The organism is Sorangium sp. So ce406, from assembly GCF_051474675.1.
GTDB classification, from domain to species: Bacteria; Myxococcota_A; Polyangia; order Polyangiales; family Polyangiaceae; genus Sorangium; species Sorangium cellulosum_G.
In genome coordinates this window covers 10,131,154-10,144,864 of sequence record NZ_CP150340.1, presented here as the reverse complement: position 1 = coordinate 10,144,864, position 13,711 = coordinate 10,131,154, and the positions used below count along the sequence as shown (strand labels likewise).

Sequence of the window (13,711 nt, the reverse complement as noted above, 5' to 3'; positions counted from 1 at the left end):
GCGTCCGTCTGCGCTCAGGCCTCCGCTTCGTCGGCCGGCATCGGCACCGGATCCATCGAGAGCACCGCCGGCACGTAGACCGTGACGGCGAGAGGCTCGCCGGGCGTGCGCGCCTGGCCGTCGGCGAGGCGGCGCGCCCGGTGGAGGAGGTACGGCCGCACGAGGCGCTGCTTCCTGGCGGGGAGGAGGCTCCCGAGCAAGTGGCCGTACAGGCGCGCCAGGTCGTCGAGGCCGCGCGGCGTGGTCGCGGCGAGGTGCATCCCGCCCTCGATGCGCGCGACCGTCACGTCGCCCTCCGAGCTGGCCGCGCCCCGGATCGGGAGCACGGCCTCGTAGGCCCACCGGTGCGGCGGATCCGCGCCGGGATCGCCCTTCAGGCCGAACAGCGGCTCCTCGACGACCGCGAGCCCCTGCCGCTCGGCCACCTCGGACAGCCGCGCGTGCGCGGCGCGCAGCGCGGAGAGCGTGAGGGCGCGATCGAGCGGCACGACGAGCGCTCTGCCCGTCTGCCGCCACGTCTCCTCGACGTCGTAGCCGTCGGTCATCGTCGTGGCCGCCGCCGCGGTAGCGCCGCGGGCCCGCGGGCGCCGGAGGTGCTTCGGGGTGGTCTCGTCCGACGACATCCGCGCCGGGCGATCATCTATCAGAGCGATCGCGCGGGCGGAAGGCTCCGCGCGGCGCGCATCCGGTCGCTTGCCGGAGGCAAGCGCGCCAGTTACTTTCCTTTCCCGACAGGGCGTTCGCTCTGCATCGGGCCGACTGGCTGGAGCAGCCTCGGTCGACGGTGGGGGGGCGGGTTGCGCGCCCGGCGCGCGAGCGCGCGGCCCCGAACCTGAACAGCGCGGCACTGACGGAGACAACCATGGCGAGCCAGAACGTCCACACCTTCACCTCGGAGAACTTCGAGTCCGAGGTCCTCCAATCCCCCATCCCCGTGCTCGTCGATTTCACGGCCACCTGGTGCGGACCCTGCAAGGCGCTCGCGCCGTTCGTCGAGAAGCTCGCGAACGAATTCCAGGGCAAGGTGAAGGTCGGCAAGCTCGACATCGACGCGGCGCCCAAGCTGGCTCAGGACTACGGCGTGCGCTCCGTCCCGACCTGCATCCTGTTCCAGGGCGGCAACAAGGTGAAGCAGCAGGTCGGGCTCACGACCTACGAGAAGCTCGCCCAGCTCGTGAGCGCTCAGTAGTCACGAAGCCGGGGCGCTGCCCCGCCCCGAGGCGCGCGACCATCCGCCAGCGCCTCCTTGCTCGGCCGCGCGCCGCACCCTACCGAACACCTGGCTCGACCGGACGCTTCGCCGCCCGATCGAGCGCCACGCCCAACCAGCCGAATCGCGATGCGCCGGCGCACGACGCCCCCGGCGAGAGGCCCCTCTCATCGCCCGCGGCGCGCGCGCTGAGGCTTTGCTTGACCGTCGCGCGCGAGGTGACTACGTATCGCGCCCGGCCACTTTCCCAGGAGTTCGTGATGGCGACGAAGATCGCAATTAACGGTTTTGGACGCATCGGACGCTGCATTGTCCGCGCGCTCGTCGAGCGCGGCGTGAAGGATCTCGAGCTGGTCGCCATCAACGACCTGACGGATCCGAAGACCCTCGCTCACCTCTTCCAGTACGACTCGATCCACCGCGAGTTCAAGGCGGCGAAGGTCGGCGCCGGCGACAAGTACATCAGCATCGGCGATCAGAAGATCGAGGTCCTCGCGCTGAAGGATCCGGCCGAGCTGCCGTGGAAGAGCCTCGGCGTCGACATCGTCCTCGAGTGCACGGGCCTCTTCACGGACAAGGCGAAGGCCGCCGGCCACCTGAACGCGGGCGCCAAGCGCGTGATCATCAGCGCGCCGGCCAAGGGCCACGACCTCACGGTCGTCATGGGCGTGAACGACGAGCTCTACGACGCGCAGAAGCACACGGTGATCTCGTGCGGCTCCTGCACGACGAACTGCCTCGCCCCCATCGCCAAGGTGATGCTCGACAACTTCGGCATCGTCCGCGGCCTGATGACGACGGTCCACTCGTACACGAACGACCAGCACCTGCTCGACATCCCGCACCGCAAGGGCGACCTGCGCCGCGCCCGCGCCGCCGCGGTCAACATGATCCCCTCGAGCACCGGCGCCGCGAAGGCGCTCTCCGAGGTCATCCCGGCCCTCAAGGGCAAGTTCGACGGGCTCGCGATCCGCGTCCCCACGGTCGACGTCTCGCTCGTGGACCTCACCCTCGAGACCGAGAAGCCGATCACGAAGGAGAGCATCCACGCCGCGATGAAGCAGGCCGCCGACCAGGGCCCGATGAAGGACGTCCTCAACTACACGGAGCGGGAGCTCGTCTCCGGCGACTTCATCGGCTCGCCCGCGTCCAGCACGTTCGACGCCACCATGACGTCGGTCCTGGGCGATCGCTTCGCGAAGATCTTCTCGTGGTACGACAACGAGTGGGGCTTCTCGAACCGCATGATCGACCTCGCGCAGCTCGTGGCGAAGAAGGGCGTGTAGCGCCGTGAAGCTCACCGGAATCCGCTCCGTCGAGGACCTTGCCCAGGCCGGCGACGCCGCCGGCCTCAGCGGCAAGCGCGTCTTCATCCGCGTCGACTTCAACGTCCCGCTCGACAAGAAGACGGGCAAGATCACGGACGACTCGCGCATCCGCGAGGCGATCCCGACGATCAAGCTCGTCATGGAAGCGGGCGCGAAGGTGATCCTCGCGTCGCACCTCGGCCGCCCGAAGCCGGGCAAGACCGAGGGGCTCTCGCTGGAGCCGTGCGGGGGGCGGCTCAGTGAGCTCACCGGCTACGAGGTCCACCTGCCGGACGACTGTGTCGGCGACTCGCCCAAGAAGGTCATCTACGACCTCCGGGCGGGCCAGATCTGCCTGCTCGAGAACCTCCGCTTCCACCCGGAGGAGGAGCAGGACGACGAGATCTTCGCGCGCCAGCTCGCCGAGCTCTGCGACGTCTACGTCGACGACGCCTTCGGCGCCGTGCACCGCGCCCACGCGTCGGTGCACGCGCTGCCGCGCCTCATGCGCGAGCGCGCCGCCGGCCTCCTCCTGCAGAAGGAGCTGAAGGCGCTGAGCCGGCTCGTCGATCGCCCGGAGAAGCCGTACGTCGCCGTCCTCGGCGGCGCCAAGGTCTCCGACAAGATCGACGTCGTTGAGGCGCTCCTCAACGTGGTCGACACCCTGTGCATCGGCGGCGCGATGGCGAACACCTTCCTCGCCGCGCAGGGCAAGAACGTGCAGAAGAGCCGCATCGAGGAGGACAAGCTCCCGCTCGCGCGCACGATCATGAGCAAGGCGCGCGACCGGGGCATCCAGCTCCTCCTGCCGGTCGACGTGGTCGTCGCCTCGGGCATCGACGCGACGCAGGGCGACTCCGCGTCGGTCGACGCGATCCCCGCGGGCACGATGGCGCTCGACATCGGGCCGCGCTCGGTCGAGCTCTTCGGCAAGGCGATCGAGAAGGCGAAGACGGTGTTCTGGAACGGCCCCATGGGCCTCTTCGAGACGCCGGCCTTCTCCAAGGGCACGTTCGACGTCGCGCGCATCATGAGCAACGCGCCCGGCTTCACCGTGGTCGGCGGCGGCGACAGCGCGGCGGCCGTCAAGGTGGCCGGCGAGGAGATCGCCCGCGGCTTCAACCACATCTCGACCGGCGGCGGCGCTTCGCTCGAGCTCATCGAGGGCAAGCGGCTGCCGGGTGTCGAGGCGCTCCGGTTGGCCGAGGTGAGCGAGTGAAGCCCGTGAACGACGGGGGCACGCCCGAAGACACGGGCGCCGCCCCGCGGGCGGCCTCGCGTCGTCCGCTCATCGCCGGCAACTGGAAGATGAACGCCGGGGGGCAGGACGCCTGTCCCCTGGCGGCGGCCGTCGCCAAGGCGACCCGCGAGCTCACCCGGGCCGAGGTGGTGGTCGCCCCGCCGTTCACGGCGATCGCCGCCGTGGCGCACGAGCTCGCGGAGGCGAAGAGCGAGGTCGGCATCGCGGCGCAGAACATGAGCCCGGAGCTCTCCGGGGCGTTCACCGGGGAGATCTCCTCGGGCATGCTCAAGGACGCCGGCGCGACCTGGGTCATCCTCGGCCACAGCGAGCGGCGGCAGCTCTTCGCCGAGACGGACGAGTCGGTCGCCCGGAAGGTCGCCTCGGCGATCGCCGCCGAGCTGCGGCCCATCGTCTGCGTCGGCGAGACGCTCGAGGAGCGCGAGGCGGGCGACACGCTCGCCGTGGTCGAGCGCCAGGTCCGCGCCTTCCTCGACGAGCTCGCGAAGCAGCCCGGCTTCGGCGTCATCGCCTACGAGCCGGTCTGGGCGATCGGCACGGGCAAGGTCGCGCGCGCCGAGGACGCCCAGGAGGTGCACGCGTTCATCCGCGGCCTCCTCGCGAAGGCCTCGGAGGACCTCGCTTCCGTCACGCGCATCCTCTACGGCGGCAGCGTCAAGGCCGACAACGCCGAGGGGCTGCTCGCCCAGGACGACATCGACGGCGCGCTCGTCGGCGGGGCCTCGCTCGACGCCGCCGGCTTCGCCAAGATCGTCGACGCTGCGCACCGACTGGCGGAGCGCGCGGAACAGGGGTAGATCGCGGGCCGCTCCCGCCTCACCGCGGGAGCGCCGGCCTGCTCTCCAGCCGAGGTTGCCCCCCGGGCCCGCCGCGCGGGCCGGAATTTCCCAGCAGAAAGACGCCGATGCTTCACACGCTCCTCAACATCGTGCACGTGTTCGTCTGCCTGTTCCTGATCCTCGTCGTGCTGCTCCAGCAAGGGCGCGGGGGCGGGATGGGCTCGGCCATGGGCGGCGCCACGGCGCAGGTGTTCGGCGGCCGCGGCGCGGGCAACTTCATGACCCGCCTCACGGCCGTCTGCGCCGCCGTCTTCATGGCGACGAGCGTGTCGCTCGCCTACCTCTCCTCGGCGGGCGATCGCGAGCTGCGCGAGTTCGAGCGATCCCAGGAGAAGTAGGCGCGCGTGCTACGGCCCGCTCCCGCGCCGGGGAGGGAAGCGGGCGGGGCGCGCGACGCGGGGTCGTCCATGGGGGGGGCACCGGCCTCCGCCGCCCCCTTCGCGCGCGACCTGGCCCTCGTCGTCCTCGCCAAGGCTGCTGTCTCCGCGCTGGTCCTCGCGCTCGGCTTCCGGGCCGTCAGCGACGACGACTTCGCGCGCGTGGTCCTCGCGCAGGCGTGGGCCCACGCGCCTCAGCTCGACCCGACCGGGACGAGCTGGCTCCCTGTCCCTTTCTGGCTCAACGGCGCGCTCTTCCTCCTCCTCGCGCCGACCCTGGACGTGGCCCGCGCCGTCGCGTTCGCGCTCGGCCTCGCGTCGGCCGCGCTCGTCTACGTCTCCGCGCGCTGGATCACCGGCGACCGCCGCGCCGCGCTCGCCGGCGCGCTGCTCGCCGGCGCGTTCCCCTGGAGCGCGTGCCTCGGCGTGGCGACGGTCCCCGAGCTGCCGGCCGCGGCCCTCTCGCTGTTCGCGGTGGCCTCGCTCGTCACGCCGCCGGCCGGGCCCGCGCCGCCGGCCGGGCGCGCCCTCCTCGGCGCGCTCGCGCTCGTGCTCGCCACGCTGTCCCGGTACGAGCCATGGCCCGTCGCCGTCGCCTTCGCGGCGCTGGCGCTGCTCGCGGCCGCCCGCCTCGGCCAGGGCCGCGCCGCGCAGGCGAAGCTCGCGCTCGCGGCGCTCGTCGCCCTCGCCGGGCCCGCGGCGTGGATCGCGTGGAACCGCGTCGCCCACGGCGAGGCGCTGCACTTCCTGGCCCGCGTCGCTGCCTACCGCAACGCGGTCAGCCCGGGCGGGGATGGCAGCCTGCTGCGGCTCTTCGCGTACCCCGCCGCGATGGTCCGCGAGGAGCCGGAGCTCTTCCTGAGCCCCATCGCCCTCGCCCTCGTCGCCTGGCGCGCCCGCCGCGGCGCCGCGCGCGGGGCGCGGGCGCCCCGCCCATGTCCGCCGCTCCTCCATGCGGCGCTCCCCTACGCGCTCCCCGGCGCGGTCGCCGCCTTCCAGATCGCGGCGCTCTCGCTCGCCCTCGTGCGCGACGGCGCCCCCACGCATCACCCCGAGCGCGCCACCCTCCTCGCGCTGCTCCTGCTCGCGCTCGCCGTCGGGGATCTCACCGCGCGCGCCTTCCGCGGCGCCTCGAGCGGGGCGCGGCGCGCGCTCGGCGGCGCGCTGCTGGTGGTGCTCTTCATCGGGGTCGTTTTCCGGCCCCACCTGCGGCGCGAGCATTTCAACCCGCGCGCCGACGAGGTCGCCATCGGCCGCGCCGCCGCGGAGCTCACGCCCCCCGCCGCGCCGGTCCTCGTCGAGGTCGTCGACTATGGCCACCTCGCCACGCTCGCCGCGCTGGGCCGCCCCGGGGGCGCGCACCCGGATCGCTCGGTCGACCCGCGCGATCCGCCGGTCCGTTCGAGCTTCGACGACCCCGCGTCGCTCGCGCGCCGCGCCGCCGACGTGGGCGCGGCCTACCTCATCGGGCGCGTCAGGCCGTCCGTGAGCGCGTTCGCCGGCCCGCCGCTCGAGACGCGCGGCGCCTGGGGGCTCTGGGCCGCGCCCGCGTCCCCGACGCGGGCCGCGCCGCCGGCCGGGCCGGGAGATGGCGCCCCGGGCCGCGCGCCGTCCGCGGAGGCGGCGCCATGAGCCAGCCCGGGAGGCCGTTCTTCGCGCACGCGTCGGCGTGCATCGACGAGCCGTGCGACATCGGCGAGGGGACGAAGATCTGGCACTTCTGCCATGTCTCCGCGGGCGCGCGGATCGGCCGTGCCTGCGTCCTCGGGCAGAACGTCTTTGTCGCGGGCAGCGCCGTCATCGGGGACGGCGTCCGGATCCAGAACAACGTGTCGGTCTACGATGGCACCCTCGTCGAGGACGATGTGTTCCTCGGCCCGTCCGCCGTGCTCACCAACGTCATCAACCCGCGCGCGCAGATCGACCGCCGTGCCTTCCTCGACACGACGCGCATCCGCCGCGGCGCCACGGTGGGCGCCAACGCCACCGTCGTCTGCGGCGTCACGATCGGGCGCCACGCCTTCATCGGCGCCGGCGCCGTGGTCACCCGCGACGTCCCCGATTACGCGCTCGTCTCCGGCGTACCGGCCCGGCGCACCGGGTGGATGAGCCGCCACGGCCACAAGCTCGTCGCCTCGAGCGACGGCCTGATGCGCTGCCCCGAGAGCGGCTACCGCTACGAGCGCCGCGGCGACGTCGTCCGCTGCCTCGACCTCGACGAGGACGCGCCGCTCCCGGCGCCGCGCGCCGCGGCTTCGCGTCGCTACCGCGACGTCCCCGCGGCGGAGGACATCGACGAATGACGCTGCCGCCCGTCCCCTTCTTCGACCGCGCCCGCGGCGATCTCGCCATGCAGGACGAGCTCTCCGCCGTGTTCCAGTCGGTCATCCGCAGCGGCCAGTACATCCTCGGGGCGGAGGTCGAGGCGTTCGAGTCGGCGTGCGCCGCGTACCTCGGCGTCCGGCACGCCATCGGCGTCTCGTCCGGCACCGACGCGCTGCTGGTCGCGCTGATGGCGCTCGGCATCGGAGCGGGCGACGAGGTGGTGTGCCCCGCGTACACGTTCTTCGCGACCGCGGGCGCCGTCCACCGCACCGGCGCGCGGCCGGTCTTCGCGGACGTGCTCCCCGGCTCGTTCAACGTGGATCCCGCCTCCGTGGCGCGCGCCCTGACCGAACGCACCCGGGCCGTCATCGCGGTCCACCTCTTCGGCGATTGCGCCCCGATGGACGAGCTCCTCGCGGTCGCGCGCGGCCGCGGGCTGCCGGTCATCGAGGACGCGGCCCAGGCCTTCGGCGCCGAGCGCGCGGGCCGCCGCGCGGGCGCGCTCGGGCTCATGGGGTGCTTCTCGTTCTTCCCGACCAAGAACCTCGGCGGCTTCGGCGACGGCGGGCTCGTGACCACCGACCGCGACGACCTGGCCGAGCGCGTCCGGTCGCTGCGCGCCCAGGGGGCTCCGAGGAAGCATCACCACACGCTGGTCGGCGGCAACTTCCGGCTCGACGCGCTCCAGGCGGCGCTCCTCCGGCGCAAGCTCCCGCGGCTCGGCGCGCTCCTCGGGCGGCGGCGCGGCCACGCCGCGCGGTACGCGGCGCTCCTCGGCGGGGCGGGCCTGCCCGTCGTGTTGCCCGGCGCCGGCTCCGCCCGGCACACGTTCAACCAGTACGTCATCCGCCTCGAGGACGGCTCCCGGCGCGACCCGCTGCGCAGCTTCCTCGCCGAGCGGGGCATCGGCGCCGAGGTCTACTACCCGGCGCCGCTGCACCTCCAGCCCTGCTTCGCGCCGCTCGGCCCCCCGGCCGGCTCGCTCCCGGTCGCCGAGGCCGCAGCGCGCGAGACGCTCGCGCTCCCCATCTTCCCCGAGCTCACGGACGAGGAGATCGGACGTGTGGCGGCCGCCGTCCGCTCGTTCTTCGGCTGACCGGCGGCGACTACGCGCGCTTCGGCGGGATGGGGTACAGCTCGGCGAGGTCGTCGTTGCGCCGGAACCCGAGCGCCTCCCGGTGCACGCGCAGCTCCCAGAGCGCCTGCTTCGCCGCCTCCCGCTGCCGGTTGAAGGCCGCGACCCGCGCCGCACGTTCTCCCGGGTCCGCGCCTTCGCTCCGGGCGAGCTCGTCGAGCGCCTTGCCCTGCAGCTCGAGCTCCAGCAGCGCGACGTTGATCTTGTCCTCGGATCTTCCGAGCGCCGAGGCCATCTCCCGGAGGATCTCGCCGGCGAGATCCGCGGGGCCGGAGGCGGGCAGGCGCTGCCGGAGGCGGTCGAGGTAAGGGCTCCTGTGCCCCTCGCTCTTGAGCTGGTCGACGAGCTTCTTCCACGTGGGCTCGGCCATGTACATCGCAAGCGTAGCAGCGCCTCCCGAACGCACAGCCCTCGCCCTCGACGCATCAGGCGCTGCCGGGCGCGATGGGAGGGCGCGGCCGGCGGCGCCTGATGCGCGCCCCCGCTTCGCGGACGCCGCCGCAGACCTCGCGGTCAGCCCCACCCCTCCAGCACGACCTTGCCCACCGCCTGCCCCGACTCGATGCGCGCGTGCGCGGCGCGCAGGTTCGCCGCGTTGATCGGGCCGAGGTGCTCGCGGCGCGTCGTGCGAAGCCGTCCCTCGTCCACCCAGGCGGCCACGCGCGCGAGGATCTCCCGCTGCGCGGCCATGTCCGGCGTCTCGTAGAGGGCTCGCGTGAACATCAGCTCCCACGCGAAGCTCGCGCTCTTCGACTTGAGCTTCCCGAGATCGAGCGGCCCGGACGTCTCGACGATCCCCACGATGCGCCCGAGCGGCGCCACGAGGTCCGCCATCGTGTCCCACCACGCCTCGGTGCTCTGCGTGTTGAAGATCAGCTCCACGTGCTGCAGCCCCGCGGCCTCGAGCTGCGGGCGGAGCGGCGCGCGGTGGTCGACGAGGAGGTCTGCGCCGAGGTCGCGCGCCCACGCCCGGCTCTCCTCGCGCGACGCGGTGGCGACGACGCGCAGCCCTGCGGCCTTCGCGAGCTGCACCACCATCGAGCCCACGCCGCCGGCGCCGCCGATGACGAGCACCGCGCGCCCTGCGTCGCGCCCGTCACGGTCGACGCCGAGGCGCTCGAAGAGCCCTTCCCATGCGGTCAGCGAGGTGAGGGGCAGCGCCGCCGCGTCGGCGAAGCCGAGGGATTGCGGCATCCGCGCCGCCAGCCGCTCGTCGACGAGGTGCACCTCGGCGTTGCTGCCCGGCCGCGCGATGCTCCCCGCGTAGAAGACCTGGTCCCCCGGTCGAAACGCGCTGACGTCCGCGCCCACCGCCTCGACGACGCCGGCGGCGTCCCAGCCGAGCACGCGCGGCGGGTCCTCGACCTTGGGTTTCGGGGCGCGGACCTTCACGTCCACCGGGTTCACGGCCACCGCGCGCACCCGCACGCGCAGGTCGCGCGGCCCCGGCGTCGGCTCCGGGAGCTCGAGGTCGAGCAGGCTCTCGGGGTGGTTGATCGGGAGATAACGGTGGAGTCCTACGGCACGCATGGCGTTCTCCTCTCCGGGACCGGCAGGAGGTCCCGTTGCGCGTCCAGAAGTGCATCCTGTCGTGGCTGGGCACAATCGACGCTGGAAGACGAGGATCTGTGAGTGGTGGTCATCAATTGACCCGACCGAGGTTGAGAGCCCAATCGACCCGACCGAGGTCGGCGGCACCCGACCGAGGTTGAGCTTGAGCTACCGGCGGCCCGACCCGCCGACCGAGGTTGAGCCCGGCACCCGACCGAGGTTGAGCCAGCCCGGCACCCGACCGAGGTTGAGCCAGCCCGGCAGCCCGGCACCCGACCGAGGTTGAGCCAGCCCGGCAGCCCGGCACCCGACCGAGGTTGAGCCAGCCAAGGAAGCCGACCGACGTTGCGCGTACGGGCGGTCGAGTGGCGTGAGCCACGTCCCAGATCGCCGCGCTCACGCCGCCGCGTCTGTCGGGGATGTCCTTAAGGCCGCTCTACCAGGGAGCCGGGCCGCGCGACCCGGCCTGTGCTAGACGTGCGCGCCATGAGCGTCGAGGTCGGCATCGTCGGACTGCCCAACGTGGGCAAGAGCACCCTGTTCAACGCGCTGACGGCCGCCAAGGCCGAGGCGCAGAACTACCCGTTCTGCACGATCGAGCCCAACGTCGGCGCCGTCCCTGTCCCCGACGACCGGCTCACCACGCTCGCGAAGTACATCAAGACCGAGAAGATCATCCCCGCCATGGTGCGGGTGGTCGACATCGCCGGGCTCGTCCGCGGCGCGAGCACGGGCGAGGGCTTGGGAAACAAATTCCTCAGTCATATCCGCGAGGTGGACGCGATTCTCCACGTGGTCCGCTGCTTCACGGTCGCCGACGTCGTGCACGTCGATGGCGGCGTCGACCCGCTTCGCGATATCGACACGATCGAGACCGAGCTCATGCTGGCCGACCTCGCTTCTCTCGAGGGGATGCTGGAGCGCACGCGGAAGCAAGCGAAGGGCGACAAGGAGCTCCTGCCCAAGATCGCGCTCATGGAGCGTTGCCTCGAGGCGCTCCAGGCCGGCAAGCCCGTCCGCGGGCTCTCCTTCGACGACGAGCAGCGGAAGGTCGTGAAGACGTTCGGCCTGATCACGGCGAAGAAGGTCCTCTACGTGGCGAACGTCGACGAGTCCGACGTCTCCGGCACGGGCCCGCTCGCGTCGAAGGTGCGCGAGCGCGCGGCCTCCGAGGGCAGCGGCGTCGTGCCGGTCTGCAGCAAGCTCGAGTCGGAGCTCAACGAGCTCGCGCCCGACGAGCGCAAGGAGATGCTCGAGAGCCTCGGCATGAAGGAGCCGGCGTTGGCGACGCTTGCGCGCGAGGCCTATCGGCTCCTCGGCCTCCAGAGCTACTACACGGCGGGTCCCAAGGAGATCCGCGCCTGGACGATCCCGGTGGGGTCCACGGCGCCGCAGGCGGCGGGGGTCATCCACAGCGACTTCGAGAAGGGCTTCATCCGGGCGGAGGTCTACAAGGTGGACGACCTCGTCGAGCACCGCACCGAGGCCGCCATCCGCGCTGCCGGCAAGCTGCGCGTCGAGGGCAAGACCTACGTCTTCCAGGACGGCGACGTCACGCACTTCCTCTTCAACGTCTGATCAGCCTCCGAGAGCCGGCCGTCCGAGCTGTCCGCCGGGGCGCCCCACCGCGCCGCAATTGCGCGGGCATGGCGGCATCGCGGTTGCTCCTCCCAGGCCGGCGCGCTGGCGATGACCGCCGGCGCCTAGTTACCGTGTGGACGGAGTGTTGCGGTGTCCAGGGCGAGCGGGGGCGCGCTGTCGGGGCTGGTTCTTTTCTGCGCGGTGCAGGTCGCGGCGGGCTGCGACGCGGCCCCGACCGACGTTGCGCCCGGGGAAGCCTCGTCCGCGCCGACCGACGTTGAGGCCAGGGAGGCCTCGTCCGCCCCGACCGACATTGAGGCCACGGAGGCCTCGTCCGCGCCGACCGACGTTGAGGCCACGGAGGCCTCCGACGTTGAGGCCACGGAGGCCTCCGCTCCGGACCCCGGCAGCGCCACGTCCAGACCGCGTCACGCCTTGCCCGCGCCGTGCGCGCTGCCGCGCGGGTTCTCGGCGGGCGCGCCCGCGCTCTTCCCCGTGACATCCAGCCCAGCCATCGGCCACAAGCTCTTCACGGCGTCCGACACCGACGCCTTCGGCCGCTTCTTGCGGTCCACCGTCATGTTCTGCGGGCCCGACGAGCACCCCTATTTCCTCCGCTACCGCTACTACCTCACGGGCCCGCTCTCGGGCCGCTGGCTACGTCCGCCCCTGGCCGAGCCGCTCTGACAGCCCGAACCCCGATCCCGATCGCGCCTCGCCGCGGCCTCTCCAAGGCCCTCCCGGAACCCCGGTCCGCTTTTTTTGACCCCCCGGATCCGCTCGGCTACCTCCGTGCCCTCACGAGACGAAAGGACGATCGTTTGGGCGCACTCAAAGGATCCATCTCATTCTCGAAGTTCTACGTCCGCGGCGACCTGCCGGACGGGTTCCGGGACAGGTTCGTCGAGCGCATCCAGCTCCGCGCGTTCCGGCCGCTCACGGTCGAGGAGGACGCCGAGCAGCGCGCCGGGTGGTGCTCCATCGAGAACCCGCTCGATTGCGAGCTCGATCACGGCAAGATCTTCTTCAACTCCTACCTGAACCTCGGCCTCAGGACCGATCGCTGGCAGGTGCCCTCGGCCCTCTTCAAGGCGCATTTCGCCGAGGCCGAGCGCGAGCACCTCGCCAAGCGCGGGCGCGAGAAGCTCGGGCGGCGCGAGAAGGAAGAGCTCCGCGCGGTCGTGTCGCGCAAGCTCCGCGCGCAGCTCATGCCGGTGATGAAGGTCGTCGACCTCTCCTGGAACCTCGAGGCCGGCGTCGTCCGGTTCTGGAACCAGTCGCCGCGCGCGCACGAGGGGCTCGCCGAGCTCTTCGAGGACACCTTCGAGCTCGATCTCGTACCCGAGAGCCCCTACACGGCCGCCCGGGAGCTCGGCCTCACGAGCGAGCAGCAGACCGCCTTCGAGCTCCTCAAGCCCACCGTCTTTCACGCAGATTCCACCGCTGGAGGTGCCCTGTGGGCCTCGCCGAGCTGATCGAGCAGCGCCGCTTCGTCGGCCGTGAATTCCTGGTCTGGCTCTGGTTCGAGAGCGAGCTCTTCGAGGGCCGCTTCTCCCTGGACGCCCTCGGCGCGTGCGAGCTCTGGCTCGAGGGTCAGATCACGCTCGTCCAGGAGAAGGAGCAGAGCCGGCTCAAGGGCGCGGCGCCGAGCAACGCCCCCGAGGCCCACGAGGCCCTGCGCCAGGGCAAGCTCCCCTCGCAGGCGCGCGTCCGCGTCACCCGCGGCGAGCTCGAGTATGCCTTCCTCTTCAACGCCGACGCGTTCGCGCTCTCCGGCGTCAAGATCCCGAGCGTCGTCAAGGACGCCGCCGACGAGCAGTTCTACGAGCGCATGTACCTCATCGAGGAGCTCGAGACGCTCTTCACCGCGCTGTATGGCGAGTTCCTCGCCCTGCGCCTCTCGACCTCGTGGGAGCCCGCGGTGGCGCCGTTCCTCCGCACCTGGGTCCGGGGCGAGCCGGTCGACGTCGCCGCCTACCAGAAGCTCAAGGCCAGGCTCGCGCCCGTCCGCGGCGCGGCGAGGTCGAGGACGACCCCGCCGCCCGCGGAGGCGCCCCAGCGCGCGGCGCGCGGCGTCGCCTGAGCCCGTCGGCGCCGCGCGCGGCGAAGCCGACGGGCGGCCGGC

15 protein-coding genes are annotated in these 13,711 nt (G+C 72.5%); 12 read left to right on the top strand and 3 right to left on the bottom strand.

Going from position 1 to position 13,711, the window contains the following annotated elements; translation table 11 throughout:
* Positions 1-14 precede the first annotated feature (14 nt).
* Positions 15-623, bottom strand: a complete 609-nt coding sequence (locus WME96_RS38055) for a hypothetical protein (protein ID WP_437286465.1) — start codon at positions 621-623, stop codon at positions 15-17.
* Between the two features lie 239 nt (positions 624-862).
* Here WME96_RS38055 and trxA point away from each other — a divergent pair, with 239 nt between their 5' ends.
* The 8 genes from trxA (at position 863) to WME96_RS38015 (ending at position 8,415) form a co-directional block, all read left to right on the top strand.
* Positions 863-1,189 carry a thioredoxin gene (trxA, locus tag WME96_RS38050; protein WP_437286464.1) on the top strand — a complete coding sequence of 109 codons (327 nt, stop codon included), beginning with the start codon at positions 863-865 and terminating at the stop codon, positions 1,187-1,189.
* Between the two features lie 281 nt (positions 1,190-1,470).
* A complete protein-coding gene (gene gap / locus WME96_RS38045) occupies positions 1,471-2,496 on the top strand; it encodes a type I glyceraldehyde-3-phosphate dehydrogenase (protein WP_437286463.1) in 1,026 nt (341 codons plus the stop codon).
* A 4-nt stretch (positions 2,497-2,500) separates the two neighbouring features.
* Positions 2,501-3,736 carry a phosphoglycerate kinase gene (locus WME96_RS38040; RefSeq protein ID WP_437286462.1) on the top strand — a complete coding sequence of 412 codons (1,236 nt, stop codon included), beginning with the start codon at positions 2,501-2,503 and terminating at the stop codon, positions 3,734-3,736.
* A 5-nt stretch (positions 3,737-3,741) separates the two neighbouring features.
* On the top strand, positions 3,742-4,575 hold the full coding sequence (gene tpiA, locus WME96_RS38035) for a triose-phosphate isomerase (protein ID WP_433937838.1): 834 nt from the start codon (positions 3,742-3,744) through the stop codon (positions 4,573-4,575).
* A gap of 107 nt (positions 4,576-4,682) precedes the next feature.
* Complete coding sequence (secG, locus tag WME96_RS38030; protein WP_437286461.1) at positions 4,683-4,955, top strand: preprotein translocase subunit SecG; 273 nt, start codon at positions 4,683-4,685, stop codon at positions 4,953-4,955.
* Between the two features lie 69 nt (positions 4,956-5,024).
* Positions 5,025-6,626 (top strand): hypothetical protein, encoded by a 1,602-nt coding sequence (locus tag WME96_RS38025; protein WP_437286460.1) that lies wholly within the window; start codon positions 5,025-5,027, stop codon positions 6,624-6,626.
* The gene (locus WME96_RS38020; protein WP_437286459.1) at positions 6,623-7,297 is read left to right on the top strand and encodes an acyltransferase; all 675 of its coding nucleotides are present in this window, start codon (positions 6,623-6,625) and stop codon (positions 7,295-7,297) included. Before WME96_RS38025 ends, WME96_RS38020 begins: the two co-directional genes overlap by 4 nt.
* Positions 7,294-8,415: a DegT/DnrJ/EryC1/StrS family aminotransferase gene (locus WME96_RS38015; protein WP_437286458.1), complete on the top strand. Its 1,122-nt coding sequence runs from the start codon at positions 7,294-7,296 to the stop codon at positions 8,413-8,415. The genes WME96_RS38020 and WME96_RS38015 overlap by 4 nt, the downstream gene beginning before the upstream one ends.
* Positions 8,416-8,425: 10 nt before the next feature.
* Here the strand turns inward: WME96_RS38015 and WME96_RS38010 are convergent, their stop codons facing one another.
* Both WME96_RS38010 and WME96_RS38005 read right to left on the bottom strand, forming a co-directional pair.
* Positions 8,426-8,824, bottom strand: coding sequence for a hypothetical protein (locus WME96_RS38010; RefSeq protein ID WP_437286457.1), 399 nt, complete (start codon positions 8,822-8,824; stop codon positions 8,426-8,428).
* Positions 8,825-8,967: 143 nt separating this feature from the next.
* Positions 8,968-9,984 carry a zinc-binding alcohol dehydrogenase family protein gene (locus WME96_RS38005; protein ID WP_437286456.1) on the bottom strand — a complete coding sequence of 339 codons (1,017 nt, stop codon included), beginning with the start codon at positions 9,982-9,984 and terminating at the stop codon, positions 8,968-8,970.
* A gap of 507 nt (positions 9,985-10,491) precedes the next feature.
* Between WME96_RS38005 and ychF the strand changes: the two genes are divergently transcribed.
* The 4 genes from ychF (at position 10,492) to WME96_RS37985 (ending at position 13,669) form a co-directional block, all read left to right on the top strand.
* Positions 10,492-11,583 (top strand): redox-regulated ATPase YchF, encoded by a 1,092-nt coding sequence (gene ychF / locus WME96_RS38000; protein WP_437286455.1) that lies wholly within the window; start codon positions 10,492-10,494, stop codon positions 11,581-11,583.
* Between the two features lie 153 nt (positions 11,584-11,736).
* Positions 11,737-12,273, top strand: a complete 537-nt coding sequence (locus WME96_RS37995) for a hypothetical protein (protein WP_437286454.1) — start codon at positions 11,737-11,739, stop codon at positions 12,271-12,273.
* 134 nt (positions 12,274-12,407) lie between these two features.
* Positions 12,408-13,061: a hypothetical protein gene (locus WME96_RS37990; protein WP_437286453.1), complete on the top strand. Its 654-nt coding sequence runs from the start codon at positions 12,408-12,410 to the stop codon at positions 13,059-13,061.
* Positions 13,043-13,669, top strand: coding sequence for a hypothetical protein (locus tag WME96_RS37985; RefSeq protein WP_437286452.1), 627 nt, complete (start codon positions 13,043-13,045; stop codon positions 13,667-13,669). Before WME96_RS37990 ends, WME96_RS37985 begins: the two co-directional genes overlap by 19 nt.
* Positions 13,670-13,711 lie beyond the last annotated feature (42 nt).

Coding starts and splice junctions, on each gene's coding strand:
- WME96_RS38055 (WP_437286465.1), bottom strand. CDS start 623: ATGTCGTCGGACGAGACCACCCCGAAGCACCTCCGGCGCCCGCGGGCC.
- trxA (WP_437286464.1), top strand. CDS start 863: ATGGCGAGCCAGAACGTCCACACCTTCACCTCGGAGAACTTCGAGTCC.
- gap (WP_437286463.1), top strand. CDS start 1,471: ATGGCGACGAAGATCGCAATTAACGGTTTTGGACGCATCGGACGCTGC.
- secG (WP_437286461.1), top strand. CDS start 4,683: ATGCTTCACACGCTCCTCAACATCGTGCACGTGTTCGTCTGCCTGTTC.
- WME96_RS38025 (WP_437286460.1), top strand. CDS start 5,025: ATGGGGGGGGCACCGGCCTCCGCCGCCCCCTTCGCGCGCGACCTGGCC.
- WME96_RS38020 (WP_437286459.1), top strand. CDS start 6,623: ATGAGCCAGCCCGGGAGGCCGTTCTTCGCGCACGCGTCGGCGTGCATC.
- WME96_RS38015 (WP_437286458.1), top strand. CDS start 7,294: ATGACGCTGCCGCCCGTCCCCTTCTTCGACCGCGCCCGCGGCGATCTC.
- WME96_RS38010 (WP_437286457.1), bottom strand. CDS start 8,824: ATGGCCGAGCCCACGTGGAAGAAGCTCGTCGACCAGCTCAAGAGCGAG.
- WME96_RS38005 (WP_437286456.1), bottom strand. CDS start 9,984: ATGCGTGCCGTAGGACTCCACCGTTATCTCCCGATCAACCACCCCGAG.
- ychF (WP_437286455.1), top strand. CDS start 10,492: ATGAGCGTCGAGGTCGGCATCGTCGGACTGCCCAACGTGGGCAAGAGC.